Source organism: Candidatus Pelagibacter sp. HIMB1782 (assembly GCF_052047475.1).
Lineage (GTDB): Bacteria > Pseudomonadota > Alphaproteobacteria > Pelagibacterales > Pelagibacteraceae > Pelagibacter.
Window position 1 is genome coordinate 1 of record NZ_JBNAKE010000002.1, and the last position, 14,762, is coordinate 14,762.

Consider the following 14,762-nt stretch of genomic DNA (forward strand, 5'->3'; position numbering starts at 1 on the left):
AAAATTAAAACTTATTGAAGATAAAAATTTAGTTAAAATATCTGCTCAAACTAGAGATTCTAAAATTGCTGTATATAAAGATAAAATTTCAGATTTAGTTTTTTTGAAAGATATTAAAATAAGTAAAAAATATTATATAAAAAAAAAAAAAACTGAAAAAATCTTAGTTAAAAAAAATAAAATTATACAAGAAAAATCCATAACTAAAATAAATAATAATAAAATAATTACCCAAAATTTGAGCGATGATTTAAGAAGATATTTTCAATTTAAAAAAAATATAAAAAACAAAAAAGTTCTAGATTTTGGATGTGGCTGGGGTGGATTTTTAAATGAAATCAAAAATTCAAACAAAATATATGGATTAGAAATTAGAGATGAATGTTATGATTATATTAAAAGTAATATGAAAAAAATTAAAATTTTCAAAAATCTCAAACAAATAAATGAAAAATTTGATTTAATAACCATGTTTCATGTTTTAGAGCATCTACCTAATCAAATAGAGGTACTTAAAAATTTAAAAAAAAGATTAAAAAAAAATGGAAAGTTAATTATAGAAGTACCTCATTCAAGAGATATTTTATTAAATCTAGACAATTTGAAAGAATTTAAAAATTTTACTTTGTGGAGTGAACACTTAATATTGCATACTGAAAAATCTTTAAGAAAATTTTTATCTATTTCAGGATATAAAAATATTAAAATTTATTATTTTCAAAGATATGGATTTGATAATCACCTTCATTGGTTTGTAAATAAAAAACCAGGTGGCCATGAACTATTTAAGAAGTACAATGATAAGAGTTTAAATTTATCTTATAAAAAATACTTAATCAAAAATAAAATTACAGATACTATATTTGCTGAAGCGAATATTTAAAGTTTTTTTAAAATTATCTTTTTGAAATTTTAAATATATACTTTTTAAAAAAATGAAAAAAAACAAAAAGAATTAAAAAAAATAATAATAAGGGTAAGTTTTTTTTATAATTATTAATCGTTGTAATACTTGGTTTCTTTTTTATTCTTGATTCAAATCTTTCTTTATTGATATTCACTTTTTCTACACTTTCTTCTAATCTGACAATTTTTTGAACTCTTTCAAAAGAATCGACATATTCAATATCATTATTTTCTTGTAATTTTCTTAAAAGTCTTTTTTCACTCTCAAATTTTTCATCAAAATAATTAAGTCCTAAATTAAGAATTTGTTCAGTTAAATTATTGTGTTGCTTAATGATTAAATTTAAATCTTTCTGACTCACTATGGAGGTATTAATTACATAAAATCCAAATTTTTTCGTAACAGCTATCTCGCTGTATCCACCAGCAATAGAGTATTCAAAAATTTTATTTCCTAAATTTTTTTCAGATATTATTGTCTTGTTCTCAACAATATGAGTTTTTTTTGATAAAAGAAGATTTATTGTTGCCAATAATATTAATGATAGCAAAATAAAGTAAATATATTTTAAAATATTTTTATGGATTTTTATCACACATTTATAATAAACCTATGATAACAAGATGCAATTAAAAACCAATTCAATTAGAATTATTACAACAAAAGCATTAACAATTAATTTATTCCTTAAACATATAATTAACGAATTAAAAAATGATTATGAAATTATACTAGCCTGTAGCGACCCAGAAAATATAACAATCAATAAAATCAATAAAATTAAAATAAATTTTCCAACTACTACAAAAAGTTTATTAAATATTAAAACTTTAATCTTATGTATTTTAGATATAATTAAGATCAGTAAAAATAAAAAAGATATATATTTTATTCATACTCCAGTTGCTTCAATTATTTTTAGATTAGTAAATTTTTTTAAAAATTTGAATATTGTATATTTTGTGCATGGTTTTAGGTTCCAAGGTAATAAAAATTTTGTTGAATATTTATTTTTATGTATTGAATATATTTTATCATTTAAAACTAAATTTTATATCAATATAAACAAGCAAGATTATAAATTTACAAAAAAAATTTTAAAAAAAAAAACTATTTTAGTAAATGGTGTTGGTGTAGATATTCCTACTTATAAAATAAAAAACAAAAATAAAGTTCTAAAAGCTTGTATAATTTCAGCGTACAAAAGAGATAAAGGATATGAGTCAATATTAAATCAGGTTGATAAGATATTCTTAAAACATCCTGATTTTCAAATTGATTGTTACGGATATGGAAATTTTAAAAAAGAGTTTCCAAACTATAATCTCAAAAAAATAAAAAATTTTAGAATTAATTCTTTTAAAAAAAATATTTACGAAATAATTAAAAAGTATGACTTTTTAATACACCCAAGTCATAGAGAAGGATTGCCTGTTGCAGTAATACAATGCATGTCATTTGGTCTTCCAGTAATTGGAAGAAATATAAGAGGAGTTAGAGACCTTATTAAAAATAATTACAATGGAATAACCTTTGATGATGATAAACAAATATTAAAATGTATTTCAACTATGATGAAAACAGATAAATATAATTTTTTTTCAAAAAATTCAAAAAAAAAAATTAATCAAACTTTTTCAAAACAATATATATCGAAAAAAATAAAAAATTATTTAAATCAAATTAAACAAAAATGAAATCAAATTTGAAATTTAAGCGTGTAAATAAAAATAACTTAAAAAACGTTTTAAATTTCTTAAATAAATTTAATAAAAAAAAGATTTCAATAAATTTTTATGTTCAAAGATATATTTTAAATTTCTCACAATCTTATATTTGTAAAATAGATGATAAAATTATAGGTCATGTGGGTTTTGTAAGATATACTGTAAAAAAAAATTTATTTAATAAAAAATATATATTTTTCAGACATTCAAGTTTAATTGATAAACAATTTAGAAATTTAAAAATTTATAAAAAATTATGTAACTTTGCATTTACAAAAATAAAAAAAAATAAAAACAATATTGGTATAATGATATGGCCTAATCATACAAATTATTTAAGATTTAACTCAAAATATCAGATAATTTTTAAAAACAATTTTTTGACTTGTTTAAATAAGAAAAAAAATATTGTTAAAAAAAAATTAAATATTTTTAAACTCAAACATATAAAAAAAATAAAAAAAATTTCTAATATAAGTTTTATAGAAAAAGATGAAAAATATTTAAAGAGAAAATATTTTTATAGCCATGATAAAAACAAATACTTTATAAATATACTTTTTAAAAACAACTCTGAAAGCATTTCAATTTTTGATTTAGACAATATCAATCTAAGAATATTAGAATATTTTGGTAAAGAAAGTCATTATATCGACCATATAAATGATTTACTTTGTTATCGAAAAAAAATATTATTTTTTCATAAACTTACCAAATATAGAAATCAGTTTGAAATTCAAAAGAAATTTCAAACAATTGCTTATATTTTTCAGCCTAAGATTAAAAAAATTTTATTGCAACAAAAAGCTTTGTTAGTATTAGGTGATACTGATAGTTTTATAAATTATGAAAAAATTAAATAAAAATATTCTCATTGTGGCGCCTCATGCAGATGACGAAATACTAGGATGTGGCGGTAGTATCATCAAGTGGAAGAATGATAATAATAAAGTTTATGTTTTAATAATGACGAATGCAAATAAAGGAGATCCTTTAAGCTTTTCAAAAAAATATATTAAAAAAATAAGAGAAGAAGCAAAAAAAGCGAATAATTTTTTAAATGTTGATGGATTATTTTTTGAAAATTTACCTGCTCCAAATTTAGACGTTTTTCCATCTACTAAAATTTCAAAAATTATAAATAAATACATTTCTGATTTAGAAGTTAATGAAATTTTACTACCTTTTAATGGAGATTTACATCACGATCATAATAAAATAACTTCTGCAGGAATAGTCTCCTCAAGACCTTTTAGTAAAATAAGAAAAATTATGTTTTATGAGACTCTTTCTGAGACAGAATGGGGATATACTGAAAATTTTGTACCAAATTATTTTGTTTCTTTGGATAAAAAAACTTTAGATAAAAAAATTAAATCTTTTGAATTTTATACATCACAAAATAAAAGTAACGATCATCCTAGATCAGCTGATGGTATAATCGCTCTAGCAAAATTTAGGGGATTAAATATTTGTAAATCATATGCGGAGTCCTTTAGGATATTAAGGTTAATTGATTAGCTCAAAAAGTTAAATGAAGAGTTTGAAAAATAAAAATATTTTTTTTATAATAATTTTTTTATCAGTAATTTTTAACTTTTTCAATTTTTACAAAATTGATTATAAATACAACAAATATAGCAGTTTAGAAGTTGAACATAGAATAATAAAAGGAGAGATACTCAAATATTGGACGTCAGCAAAAAAATCTGAGAATTACAAAATTCATGTTGTTGATAATTATAGAAACGCTTATTTATATCCAAAACTTTTGTTTGTATATTCTAAAATATTAAATTTTGATTTTTTTGATAAAAATAAAAATATTAGTCTAGATACAAAGTTTTTTATCTTTTGTTTACAATATATTTTTTATCTTTTGGCAGTAATAACTTTTTATAAAAAATTTGAAAAATATTTTGATAAGGGACATCTAAATATACTATTATTTATTTTGTTACTTGATCCAAATATTAACCAACATCACTACGCATTATTTTCAGAATCAACTTTTATAAGCCTGCTGATTTTGTTTTTGGCATTTTCTAATATTTTAATAATCAAAAGAACTCAAAATAATCCATTGCTAATTTTTCAAATATTTCTGCTTGGAATTTTACTTGGATTAATGTTTTTAACTAGGTCTGTTTCTATTTATTACATTGTTGTTATTTTTGTTTTTTTAATAGTTATTAAAAATTATTCAAATATAATTTTTTTATCATTGGGATACTCAATTGTGATATTATTCATTGGCACGAATAATCTAATAGTTAATGAAAAATTTAAAATTGCCCCTACCCAAGGAGGAGATGCAATATATGGATATTTAGCAGCAGACGTATATGCTTATGAAAACAATTTATCTATACCTGAAGTTAGAAAATTGTTTTTCAGAGATAATGTTAAAAATTTTTTAAATATTAATGAGGAACAGTTAGAAGATTATAGAAATAATTCAAAAATGGTCGACATAATAAAATTAAATAAATACAAGTCTGAGGAATCGTTGAAAATTTTGACTGAGAACCCCTTAACAACAATTAAAATTTTAATTTTTCATTATTCTAAAACATTGTTGATTCATCCTTTTTGGGTAAATAATTTTTATCAAAAAAATTATATTGGTAGATCTGACTACAAGGAGACAAATGTTAATTTAAGCTTGCAAAATAAAATAAGAATTATTTATTCTATAATCTTTTACTTATTATTTTTATATGGATTTTATCTAAGTCTAAAGCAATTTAACTGGAAAATAAATTTTCTTTTATTTTTAAGTATATTATACTTTTATATTTTGCCAGGTTTCATTGGAAATCCTAGATATTTCTTACCAAGTTATACAATTATGACAATATTCGTTTCACTATCTATTCATTATTTGTTTTTAAAAATAAAAATCCCAAAAAACAATTTTAATAAGCTGTAACTAATTTTTATTCCATCAACAAATGCATTTACCTTGGAAACTCCTCCAACACGAGGTCTTTCCAATGACAAAAATTCTTTAAATCTAAAATTTTTTTGTTTAATCTTAATAGGTAGCTCTGGACAAATGCTGAAATCAGAAAATTTTAGTTCTAATTTTTTATAACAATCTGTTTTGCAAACTGGAAAGTGAAAAAGAGCATCAGTAATTGGAACTCTAAATACAATTCTTAAAATATGTGTAAATAATTTATTTCCTATTGATCTTATTAATGTATCATCCTCAGACTTACTATTGTTTTTGTATCTTGATCCTAGAACAAAATCTAAATTTTCTGTTTTTAATATCTCTAACATTTTTGGAATGTCATTAGTATTGTATGAACCATCAGCATCTATAATTGATACATAACTTGTATTAACTTTTTCAATACCTTCCAAAATAGCTGCACCATAACCTTTTTTTTTCTGTGTTATATAATTAATATTTTTATTTTTTATAAAATCAATTGTTCCGTCAGTAGAGTGTGCATCTACAATCAATATATTATTAAAATTATTTTTTTTTAATTCATTTATAGTAAATTCAATGGAGTCAACTTCATTTTTTGTTAAAACTATTATAGTTGTATTAGTCATCTTATTATATTAATAAGATTATCTAAATATTTTCATATGAAAAGAAAAAAAGCTTTAATTACAGGAATAACTGGTCAAGATGGCTCATACTTGTCAGAGCTTTTGTTGAGTAAAAATTACAAAGTTTTAGGCATGATGAGACGGTCTAGTTCTTTCAATACAAGTAGAATTGATCATCTTTATAAAAAATTTAAAAACAATTTTGATACCGAATATGGTGATCTTATGGATGATAGTAGCATTCACTCAATTATTTCTAAATTTAAACCTGATGAGATTTACAATCTTGGAGCTCAAAGTCATGTGGGAATAAGTTTTAAAACTGCAAAAAGTACTTTAACCTACAACACATTGTCTACATTTAATATTTTAGAAACTATAAGAATTACTAATAAAAAAATTAGATTCTATCAAGCATCCTCAAGTGAAATGTTTGGTATAACCAAACCACCACAAAGAGAAAATTCACAATTTTTACCTCAGAGTCCTTATGGTATATCAAAAGTTGGGGCTTATCATACAACTAGATATTTCAGAAATGCTTATAAACTTCACGCCTGTAATGGAATATTGTTTAACCATGAGTCTCCAAGAAGAGGTTTAAATTTTGTTACTAGAAAAATTACATTTAATATCCCTTTGATACTCAAAGGGGAAATAAAAAAGTTAAAAATGGGAAATCTAGATATAAAAAGAGATTGGGGATTTGCAGGTGATTATGCTGACGCTATTTGGAAAATTGTGCAGTATAAAAAAGCAGATGATTGGGTGGTTGCAACTGGTGAAAATTATTCAATTAAAGAATTTTTAGATGAGTGTTTTGGATTAGTAGGATTAAATTGGAAAAAATTTATTATACAAGATAGTAAGCAATATTTAAGACCTTCAGAAGTTCCCAATTTAAAAGGTGATGCTTCAAAAGTTAAAAAAATTTTAAAATGGAAACCAAAAGTTAAATTTAAATCACTTTGTAAAATGATGTTGGAAAGTGATTTGGCATCAAATGGTCTTGATTTCAATGAAGCAAAAAAACTTGCTTCAAAATTAAAATAAGATGACAAATCACCAAATTAATCAAATTGAACCAAAAATAACAAAAAAAGATATTAATTCCATAAATACTTATTTAAAAAAAGATAATTGGATTACAGAAAATAAGTTTACATTAGAATTTGAAAATAGATTTAAAAAATATACAGGTTCAAAGTATGCCGTTGCTTTTCCAAATGGTACATTAACGTTATTGGGAATTTTAAAATCATTAAATCTAAAAAAAAATTCAAAAGTTATTATTCCAAATATAACAATGGTAGCAACAGCTACATCTGTAAAACTCGCAGGTTTTAACCCTATATTTGCTGATGTTGAAAAAAAATATCTTTGCATGTGTCCAACTGATTTAGAAAAGAAAGTAAAGCAAAAAAACGTTAAAGCTGTGATTTATGTTACCTTGAATGGAAGATCGGGGAATTTAGAAAAAATAAAAAAAATATGTAAAAAATATAAAATTTACTTAATTGAGGATTCTGCACATTCAATTGGTAGTTTTTTAAAAAATAAACATCATGGTAATTTTGGGATTGCATCATCTTTCTCTTTCAGTATGCCAAAAATTATAACAACAGGACAAGGAGGAATGATTGTAACAAATTCTAAGAAAATATATAAAAAATTAAAATTAATTAAAAATTTTGGTAGGGCACAAGCTGGCAATGATGATTATATATCAGAAGGATATAATTTTAAGTTTACCGACATACAAGCTATACTTGGAATAAGTCAATTGGAAGATATAACAGCAAGAGTAAAAAAAAAAAAATATATCTTTAATTACTATCATAAATATTTAAAAAAAATTAAAAAAATTAATTTTTTAGAATTTAAGAAAAACGAAACTCCTTGGTTTATTGACATATATGTTGATGATAAAAATAATTTAAAAAGTCATTTAAAAAAGAATAATATTTTAACAAGAGATATATATCCCCCTCTAAATAAATTAAAGTTTTTAAGTAATGAAAGAGAAAAATTACCAATATCAAAAAATTATTCAGATAAAGGTTTATGGTTACCTTCGTCATTGAATCTAAGTAAAAAAAACTTAGATTATATTATAAACTGTATAAAGGAATTTTATGAAAATTAAAAAAATCTATTCTAAAAAAAATAAGAAAAAATTAATTCATATGGTTTTTAGAAAAAATTCAAAAAATAGAAAAAGCAGAGAAAATATTTCACCAGAAAAGCAGTTTTTACAGGTAGCAAATATAAATTTAAATAAAAATGATACATTTAAAGCTCATAAACACATTTGGAAAAAACCTTTATATAAAAAAAAAATAGCTCAAGAATCTTGGGTGGTAATTGAGGGTAAAGTAAAGGTTTACTATTATGATACTGATGGAGTATTTATAACTAGTACAATTATAAATAGAGGCGATCTATCTATTTCTTTTGAGGGAGGTCATAACTATAAAGCTTTAACAAACAAAACATATGTTTACGAATTTAAAACTGGACCTTATGAAGGTGTAAAGTTAGATAAAGTGTTTATTTAAATTAGCCATGATAAACATCAAAAAATTCATTTTTATAATTAAAAATTATTGGTCTTAAAAACAAACATTTTGATTTGATATTTATCAGTTTAACATTTTTTTTTTGCTCTATAATTTTCATATTCCATGGCATTAATTCATACTTTTGTGAGTTAATTTTAAAAATGATTTTTTCACTAGTAGGATTGCAAATACATAATTCGGTTTTATCAAAATAAAAAAAATTATTTTGAATAAAATAATTTTGTTCAAAAAGTGGAGATTTTTGTACAAAATTTGAATAAAAATTTTCTGAATTTAAACCAAAAGATTTTACTAGGGTATTGCCATGAACATAACACGGCAATTGATTATTTTTATAATATCCAACGTAACATCTATTACTTAAAATTATATTCAGATTTTTCTTAAATTTTGACTTGTGATAAATGTAAAAAGTACCATAATCTTTAATGTTGTTTAAAAATTTTTGATTAATCTGAAGTTCATTAATATTAGAAAGTTCTTTAAAAGAAATATTTTTTATATTCATATTTTCTTTATTAAAAAATGAAATATGAGCACTTGAATTAATATTATAAAAAAAATTTGGAATATCTTTGAATTTAAATATTGTGTTAAAGCCTTTATCCGTCCTCCAAATAAAAGCATCAGAGACAGAATAACTCTCATTAATATTTTTCAATTCAACAGGTTTTGGTTTATAGTTGATAAGCACCCTAATTTTTTTTACATATTTATTTTGTATATATTTATTTAAAAATTTTCTCATAAATTTCTTTTTTGATTTTTCCAATAGTTTTAAATCTATCATCACTTAAAATGTATTCATGCGGAGGATGTGTATGTTCCAGAGATATTTGTTTGTTAAATTCCGAATAAAAAATTGGGATACCTATGTATTTATTTGAAAACAAATAATTATCATTTTTTAAATACTGATTTTCAATATTTAAAATATTTAGTTCATTTGTTTTACATATAAATTTTTTTAAAATTTTAAATTTTTTAATGTTAATTATATATATTTCGAAATTTTCTTTCAAAGGAAGATAAAAAATATTTCTAAAAAAAACTAAATTATTGTTTGCTTTATTATTTAGTAATATATTCAACGGACTTAAAATTGATCCATTTTTATGGACCATTTCATAAGGGTAATCAGATTGATACGAGGAAAAACCAGCACCATCTAACAAAACTTTATTGTTTCCTCTAAAATCTGGATAAGTAGAAGACAAATTATTTAAATTTTTTAATTCACTAAGATTTTTGGATTTAATTTCATTCTCTTTATGAATCCCAAATATACTATCAGTAGAAAAATCATCACTCGAAAGTTCCCAAAAAAACTTATCATGTTTGCATTTGCATTCTTCAACTTTCCAGTTTTTGTTAACAATTTTATATTCATATAATTTAATATTTTTTTCAAAAAATTTACCTCTGTTTTGAAACTTTGGGATATTCAAAATACCTTTGATTTCATCATTTCCCAGAAGAAAAAAAAAATTCATATTTTGTATATTAATGATTTTTTGTAAATTTTATCATATGCACTAATGATTTTTTTTAGTTTATTATCTCTAAATCTTATTTTTCTATTTAGAACTGTTTTATCAATTTTTCCTTCAATTGCTTTAAAAGATGAATTCGATAATATTGGTATTTTATTAAAAGTAGGTTTTGCTAAAGTTTTATTGTATTTAATATTAATTATTTTGCAGATTTTTTTCATTGTTTTGTCTGGAAAATTTATTAAATCGTCAAATTTTACAATTATTACTTTATTTTTATATTTTTTTTTTAGAAGTATTGTGGATTCAACTGATTTTTCCCAAATTTTTAAAGATTCTTTAATATTAGAATAAGAATTAGAATGTATTTTCGCACTTGAGTACCAATTTTCTGGATCTCTAATTATTGATATTAAATATCCATCTTCATAAATTCTGAAATATTTTTTAATTGAGGAAGGAGTCATGTTTATCCTTGGACAAAAAGCTGTAATAAATTTTTTTTTTTTTAAATTTTTTTTATCAAAATAATTTAACCAAGAATTAAAAAATGATGTAAAATAATTATTTAATCTTGATCTGTCTGAATTATTTTGTTTGCTTAAATTATTAAAAATTAATCTTTGTAAATCCATATTACAAATAAATTTATAACCTTTTTTCCATTGAGCCTTATCTTCCTTTTTATAGTGTTTTAATCTTGCATGATTTCCTATTGAATTATATTGAATATAAAGTCTATTAAATTTTTTCCAATTCCATTTTGGCTCAGATATTTTCAATTCATCAGGGTAACAAAGTAGTTGCGGATGACCATCAAATAATTGTGATGTTAAAGTTCCACCTGATCTTTGTATCTGTGAGATTAATATTAATGGTTGATTAAAGATTATAAATTTTTTGTTAAATATAAAATGAATTTTTTTAAAAATAAATGTTGGATTATAGAGGTATATTACCAAATTATCTAAATATGTTAGATAAAACTCTCGAAGAATTACATAATTTTTATATCCAATAATATATCTTAAAATGATAAATAAATATTTCAAAAATGATTCTCTCTTTTATTTTTATTAATATATTTTGCTGGACATCCATAATAGACACTATTACTTTTACAATTTTTAATTACTACTGAACCCATACCAATTATTGAATTGTCTCTTATCTTAATATTATTTTTAATTTTTGAACCTAATCCTATGAAAGTTTTTTTACCAATATATACCTCGCCACCAGTTATAGTTCCAGGACCACAACTTGAAAATTGGTCAAAATAATTATCGTGTTCAATAATTGAACCACTATTTATAAGAACATGTTCTTTGATAGTTGTATTACAATTAATAAAGACGTTTTCCATGATCATAGACCCTGGAGAAATTAAAACATTTTTTTTTATATTTGATGATTTTGATATATATATGGCCCATGTTATTTTTTGAAAACTTTTTTTAAGTAAATTCATAATTTTTTCTCTTGCATAATTATTACCAATTGCAATTAAGAATTCTGTTTTAAAACTTTTTTCGAAGTTATATTTTTTAAAAATTTTTTTTATATTTTTAAAATCATTAATATTTTCACTAAAAACATTTTTGTATTTTTTTAAAAATACATCATCTTTTTTTATTAAGTCGCTTTGTTTACCTTTGCCAATGAGAAATAAATTTTTTTTCATGTGAAAGAGTTATTTTTAGTTAAAGATCAAGAGATATAAAATTGTTAATTTTGTAATTTTTTTCAAAATAACACATAAAATATAATTATTTGTTAGTTATTAACAATAAATTGCATGCTTTTTAAATATAAAATTCTTTGACTATAAGTATAAAAATAGTATAAGGGCTTGCCTGGTAGTTATAGCGAAAATGTTATACCCGATCCCATTCCGAACTCGGAAGTCAAGCTTTTCAGCGCCGATGGTACTTTGTCTTAAGATACGGGAGAGTAGGTCATTGCCAGGCTATTCATATAGATGAAAAAAATTATAGTAGTAACCGGTGGAGCTGGTTTCGTTGGCTCAAATTTAATCGAACTTTTAATAAAAAAAACAAAGTATAAAATTATTAGTATTGACAACTATTCTAGTGGTACTCGAAAAAACCACGTTAAAAATTCAAGAGTAAGATATTTTAATTCGAATACCTCTGAGATTGAAAAAATACTTAAGAAATATTTAAAAAATATAATTACCATTTTTCATTTTGGAGAATTCTCTAGAATTTACCAAAGTTTCATTAAATTCAATGAATGTCATTTTTCTAATTCAATAGGAACAAATGCAGTATTTAAATTTTGTTTAGAAAATAAAATAAAATTAATATATTCAGCAACTTCTGCATCTTTAGGAAATAAAGGAAAAGATAAAAATTTATCTCCTTATGCATTTACTAAATCAAAAAATCTTGAATTATTAGAAAATTTAAAAAAATGGTTCAATTTTAAATACGAAATTATTTATTTCTACAATGTTTATGGACCTAAACAAATTTGTTCGGGCAGTATGGCAACTGTCGTTGGTATTTTTGAGGATTGTTATTTAAAAGATAAACCACTCCCAGTGGTGAAACCAGGCACACAGAGTAGAAGATTTACACATATTAGTGATACAATTGAAATTTGTTATTATGCTTGGAAGAAAAATAAAAATCAACACTACGCAATAACAAATAAAAAAAGTTATTCAATCATACAATTAGCTAAAATGTTTGATACAAAAATAAAGTTTTTAAAATCAAGACCTGGAGAAAGGTATGCCTCAGCTTTAAATGATATAAATTTTAATAATAGAATTATTAAAAAATTTGGTAAAGTCCATATAAAAAATTATATAAATTATTTTATTAAAAATAAAAAGATTGTAAAAAAAAATTAATTATAGAAAAGTTTTCATCTAATTTTCATATGACAAAAAAATTTATATACGAAACTTTTCCCTCATATTTGATTATATGTCTTCCAGTTTTATTAATTACTGGACCTTTTTTGTCTGACTTGGCTGTATCATTAGTATCATTGATTTTTATAATCAATTCAATTTCCAATAAATTATATAATTATTATAATAATAAGTTTGTAAAATTTTTTTTTGTTTTTTGTATTATAATTATAGTTTCATCATTTCTATCTAACAATATAATAACTTCACTTAAAAACTCCTTTTTTTATTTTCGTTTTGGAATTTTTTCTATCTGTTTTTGGTATTTATTGAATAAAAATTCTTCTTTATTGAAATATTTGTTTTATTCAATTTTAATTTGTTTTTCATCACTAATAATTGACGGTTATATCCAATATATTTTTGGTAGAAATATTTTAGGTATTGAACTCTATAGAGAATATAGAGTTAGTAGTTTTTTTGGCTCTGAGCTAATTTTAGGTAGTTATTTATCTAGACTGTTTCCAATTTTTTTTGGTTTGTTTGTTTTTTTGGATAAAAATAAAAACAAAAAATTTTTATTTTTGATTAGTATAATTTTTATTTTATCAGAAGGATTAATATTCTTAAGTGGAGAAAGATTAGCTTTATTTTTTATGAATTTATCTGCTATTTATATTATTTTAATGATAGATAAGTACAAAATTTATAGATTTTGGACATATATCATATCCCTACTACTTATAATTTTATTACTAAATATTTTTCCAACTGCAAAAAAGAGAATTATTGACCAAACAATTTATGATTTTTCTAGAGACAGTAAAGAACAAGTTTATATATTCTCTAAACCTCACAATGATATGTATAAAGCAGCTTATAGGATGTTTTTAGATAATTTATTTTTCGGAGTTGGACCGAGACAATTTAGAAATGAATGTAGCAAGTATCCAGTATCAGAATATTCATGTGAAACTCATCCTCACAACACTTATATGGAGTTATTATCTGAAAGTGGAATTTTTTCTTTTATGCTTGTTTTCTCAGTTTTTATATTGATTTCTTTAGTTTCAATAAAGCATTTCATCTCGAAATTTTATAAAAATAAAAAAAATTATTTGAATGATTTCGAAGTGTGTTTATTTAGTGCGCTAATTATAAGTTTGTGGCCTTTTTCTCCAAGTGGAAGTTTTTTTAATAACTGGATGTCTATTGTATATTATTTCCCAATAGGTATTATTTTATGGCAATTTGATTTAAAAACCAACAAAAACTCTATAAATTATAGATTTAAAAATATTGATTTAAGATAAATTTTAATATAGTAGGATTTCGTTTTATGAAAATAAAAAGTTCCCTAAAATCAATTAAAAAAAGAGATCTAAACTCTAAATTAGTTAAAAGAAGAGGAAGAGTTTACGTTATTAATAAGACAAACCCAAAATTTAAAGCAAGACAGAAATAATTTTATGGATAACGAAAACCATAAAAATACCTGGAATAATTTTACCAAATTTGTTTTGTGGGGGACTGTTGCCGTGACATCTGTTCTTGTATTAATGGCAATATTTCTTTTATAATATTATAAATTATAATTGT

The 14,762-nt window shown here is 22.2% G+C and carries 18 protein-coding genes and 1 rRNA gene; 13 read left to right on the forward strand and 6 right to left on the reverse strand.

Annotated elements, in window-relative coordinates:
• Positions 1-883: class I SAM-dependent methyltransferase (locus ACTTAO_RS04485; protein WP_440691102.1), on the forward strand; the 883-nt coding region annotated here is incomplete at its 5' end.
• Positions 884-896: 13 nt separating this feature from the next.
• On the opposite strand, the gene ACTTAO_RS04490 is transcribed toward ACTTAO_RS04485, so the two are convergent.
• Positions 897-1,439: a hypothetical protein gene (locus ACTTAO_RS04490; protein WP_440691104.1), complete on the reverse strand. Its 543-nt coding sequence runs from the start codon at positions 1,437-1,439 to the stop codon at positions 897-899.
• Positions 1,440-1,530: 91 nt separating this feature from the next.
• Between ACTTAO_RS04490 and ACTTAO_RS04495 the strand changes: the two genes are divergently transcribed.
• The 4 genes from ACTTAO_RS04495 to ACTTAO_RS04510 are packed head-to-tail and all read left to right on the forward strand — an operon-like array spanning position 1,531 to position 5,566.
• Positions 1,531-2,604 (forward strand): glycosyltransferase, encoded by a 1,074-nt coding sequence (locus tag ACTTAO_RS04495; protein ID WP_440691106.1) that lies wholly within the window; start codon positions 1,531-1,533, stop codon positions 2,602-2,604.
• Positions 2,601-3,497: a hypothetical protein gene (locus ACTTAO_RS04500; protein ID WP_440691108.1), complete on the forward strand. Its 897-nt coding sequence runs from the start codon at positions 2,601-2,603 to the stop codon at positions 3,495-3,497. The genes ACTTAO_RS04495 and ACTTAO_RS04500 overlap by 4 nt, the downstream gene beginning before the upstream one ends.
• Positions 3,481-4,155 carry a PIG-L deacetylase family protein gene (locus ACTTAO_RS04505; protein ID WP_440691110.1) on the forward strand — a complete coding sequence of 225 codons (675 nt, stop codon included), beginning with the start codon at positions 3,481-3,483 and terminating at the stop codon, positions 4,153-4,155. Before ACTTAO_RS04500 ends, ACTTAO_RS04505 begins: the two co-directional genes overlap by 17 nt.
• A 13-nt stretch (positions 4,156-4,168) precedes the next feature.
• Positions 4,169-5,566, forward strand: coding sequence for a hypothetical protein (locus tag ACTTAO_RS04510; RefSeq protein WP_440691112.1), 1,398 nt, complete (start codon positions 4,169-4,171; stop codon positions 5,564-5,566).
• Here ACTTAO_RS04510 and ACTTAO_RS04515 read toward each other — a convergent pair.
• A complete protein-coding gene (locus tag ACTTAO_RS04515) occupies positions 5,515-6,204 on the reverse strand; it encodes a glycosyltransferase family 2 protein (RefSeq protein WP_440691113.1) in 690 nt (229 codons plus the stop codon). The genes ACTTAO_RS04510 and ACTTAO_RS04515 overlap by 52 nt on opposite strands.
• Positions 6,205-6,240: 36 nt before the next feature.
• Between ACTTAO_RS04515 and ACTTAO_RS04520 the strand changes: the two genes are divergently transcribed.
• From ACTTAO_RS04520 to ACTTAO_RS04530, 3 genes are read left to right on the forward strand one after another with little or no spacing between them, the layout of a single operon-like run.
• A complete protein-coding gene (locus ACTTAO_RS04520; protein ID WP_440691114.1) occupies positions 6,241-7,257 on the forward strand; it encodes a GDP-mannose 4,6-dehydratase in 1,017 nt (338 codons plus the stop codon).
• Between the two features lies 1 nt (position 7,258).
• The gene (locus ACTTAO_RS04525) at positions 7,259-8,350 is read left to right on the forward strand and encodes a DegT/DnrJ/EryC1/StrS family aminotransferase (RefSeq protein WP_440691116.1); all 1,092 of its coding nucleotides are present in this window, start codon (positions 7,259-7,261) and stop codon (positions 8,348-8,350) included.
• A complete protein-coding gene (locus ACTTAO_RS04530) occupies positions 8,340-8,762 on the forward strand; it encodes a hypothetical protein (RefSeq protein ID WP_440691117.1) in 423 nt (140 codons plus the stop codon). The genes ACTTAO_RS04525 and ACTTAO_RS04530 overlap by 11 nt, the downstream gene beginning before the upstream one ends.
• Position 8,763: 1 nt before the next feature.
• Here ACTTAO_RS04530 and ACTTAO_RS04535 read toward each other — a convergent pair whose 3' ends face one another.
• The 4 genes from ACTTAO_RS04535 to ACTTAO_RS04550 are packed head-to-tail and all read right to left on the reverse strand — an operon-like array spanning position 8,764 to position 11,963.
• Positions 8,764-9,534 (reverse strand): hypothetical protein, encoded by a 771-nt coding sequence (locus tag ACTTAO_RS04535; RefSeq protein WP_440691119.1) that lies wholly within the window; start codon positions 9,532-9,534, stop codon positions 8,764-8,766.
• A complete protein-coding gene (locus ACTTAO_RS04540; RefSeq protein WP_440691120.1) occupies positions 9,515-10,279 on the reverse strand; it encodes a hypothetical protein in 765 nt (254 codons plus the stop codon). The genes ACTTAO_RS04535 and ACTTAO_RS04540 overlap by 20 nt, the downstream gene beginning before the upstream one ends.
• Entirely contained in the window at positions 10,276-11,331 is a 1,056-nt protein-coding gene (locus ACTTAO_RS04545; RefSeq protein WP_440691122.1) for a sulfotransferase, read from the reverse strand. The genes ACTTAO_RS04540 and ACTTAO_RS04545 overlap by 4 nt, the downstream gene beginning before the upstream one ends.
• Complete coding sequence (locus ACTTAO_RS04550) at positions 11,328-11,963, reverse strand: hypothetical protein (protein ID WP_440691124.1); 636 nt, start codon at positions 11,961-11,963, stop codon at positions 11,328-11,330. The genes ACTTAO_RS04545 and ACTTAO_RS04550 overlap by 4 nt, the downstream gene beginning before the upstream one ends.
• Positions 11,964-12,134: 171 nt before the next feature.
• On the opposite strand from ACTTAO_RS04550, the gene rrf reads away from it, so the two are divergent.
• The 5 genes from rrf (at position 12,135) to ACTTAO_RS04575 (ending at position 14,743) form a co-directional block, all read left to right on the forward strand.
• Positions 12,135-12,249 (forward strand): 5S ribosomal RNA (gene rrf, locus ACTTAO_RS04555).
• Positions 12,250-12,260: 11 nt separating this feature from the next.
• Positions 12,261-13,160, forward strand: a complete 900-nt coding sequence (locus ACTTAO_RS04560) for an NAD-dependent epimerase/dehydratase family protein (RefSeq protein WP_440691126.1) — start codon at positions 12,261-12,263, stop codon at positions 13,158-13,160.
• A 332-nt stretch (positions 13,161-13,492) separates the two neighbouring features.
• On the forward strand, positions 13,493-14,476 hold the full coding sequence (locus ACTTAO_RS04565; protein ID WP_440691128.1) for an O-antigen ligase family protein: 984 nt from the start codon (positions 13,493-13,495) through the stop codon (positions 14,474-14,476).
• A 26-nt stretch (positions 14,477-14,502) separates the two neighbouring features.
• Positions 14,503-14,628 carry a type B 50S ribosomal protein L36 gene (ykgO, locus tag ACTTAO_RS04570; protein WP_440691130.1) on the forward strand — a complete coding sequence of 42 codons (126 nt, stop codon included), beginning with the start codon at positions 14,503-14,505 and terminating at the stop codon, positions 14,626-14,628.
• A 4-nt stretch (positions 14,629-14,632) separates the two neighbouring features.
• Positions 14,633-14,743 carry an aa3-type cytochrome c oxidase subunit IV gene (locus tag ACTTAO_RS04575; protein WP_440691131.1) on the forward strand — a complete coding sequence of 37 codons (111 nt, stop codon included), beginning with the start codon at positions 14,633-14,635 and terminating at the stop codon, positions 14,741-14,743.
• Positions 14,744-14,762: the final 19 nt, after the last annotated feature.

What these genes read in the sequence shown, in the direction of transcription:
- ykgO (WP_440691130.1), top strand. Translation starts at nt 14,503, where the DNA reads ATGAAAATAAAAAGTTCCCTAAAATCAATTAAAAAAAGAGATCTAAAC.
- ACTTAO_RS04530 (WP_440691117.1), top strand. Translation starts at nt 8,340, where the DNA reads ATGAAAATTAAAAAAATCTATTCTAAAAAAAATAAGAAAAAATTAATT.
- ACTTAO_RS04560 (WP_440691126.1), top strand. Translation starts at nt 12,261, where the DNA reads ATGAAAAAAATTATAGTAGTAACCGGTGGAGCTGGTTTCGTTGGCTCA.
- ACTTAO_RS04575 (WP_440691131.1), top strand. Translation starts at nt 14,633, where the DNA reads ATGGATAACGAAAACCATAAAAATACCTGGAATAATTTTACCAAATTT.
- ACTTAO_RS04520 (WP_440691114.1), top strand. Translation starts at nt 6,241, where the DNA reads ATGAAAAGAAAAAAAGCTTTAATTACAGGAATAACTGGTCAAGATGGC.
- ACTTAO_RS04510 (WP_440691112.1), top strand. Translation starts at nt 4,169, where the DNA reads ATGAAGAGTTTGAAAAATAAAAATATTTTTTTTATAATAATTTTTTTA.
- ACTTAO_RS04495 (WP_440691106.1), top strand. Translation starts at nt 1,531, where the DNA reads ATGCAATTAAAAACCAATTCAATTAGAATTATTACAACAAAAGCATTA.
- ACTTAO_RS04550 (WP_440691124.1), bottom strand. Translation starts at nt 11,963, where the DNA reads ATGAAAAAAAATTTATTTCTCATTGGCAAAGGTAAACAAAGCGACTTA.
- ACTTAO_RS04500 (WP_440691108.1), top strand. Translation starts at nt 2,601, where the DNA reads ATGAAATCAAATTTGAAATTTAAGCGTGTAAATAAAAATAACTTAAAA.
- ACTTAO_RS04515 (WP_440691113.1), bottom strand. Translation starts at nt 6,204, where the DNA reads ATGACTAATACAACTATAATAGTTTTAACAAAAAATGAAGTTGACTCC.
- ACTTAO_RS04505 (WP_440691110.1), top strand. Translation starts at nt 3,481, where the DNA reads ATGAAAAAATTAAATAAAAATATTCTCATTGTGGCGCCTCATGCAGAT.
- ACTTAO_RS04540 (WP_440691120.1), bottom strand. Translation starts at nt 10,279, where the DNA reads ATGAATTTTTTTTTTCTTCTGGGAAATGATGAAATCAAAGGTATTTTG.
- ACTTAO_RS04535 (WP_440691119.1), bottom strand. Translation starts at nt 9,534, where the DNA reads ATGAGAAAATTTTTAAATAAATATATACAAAATAAATATGTAAAAAAA.
- ACTTAO_RS04525 (WP_440691116.1), top strand. Translation starts at nt 7,259, where the DNA reads ATGACAAATCACCAAATTAATCAAATTGAACCAAAAATAACAAAAAAA.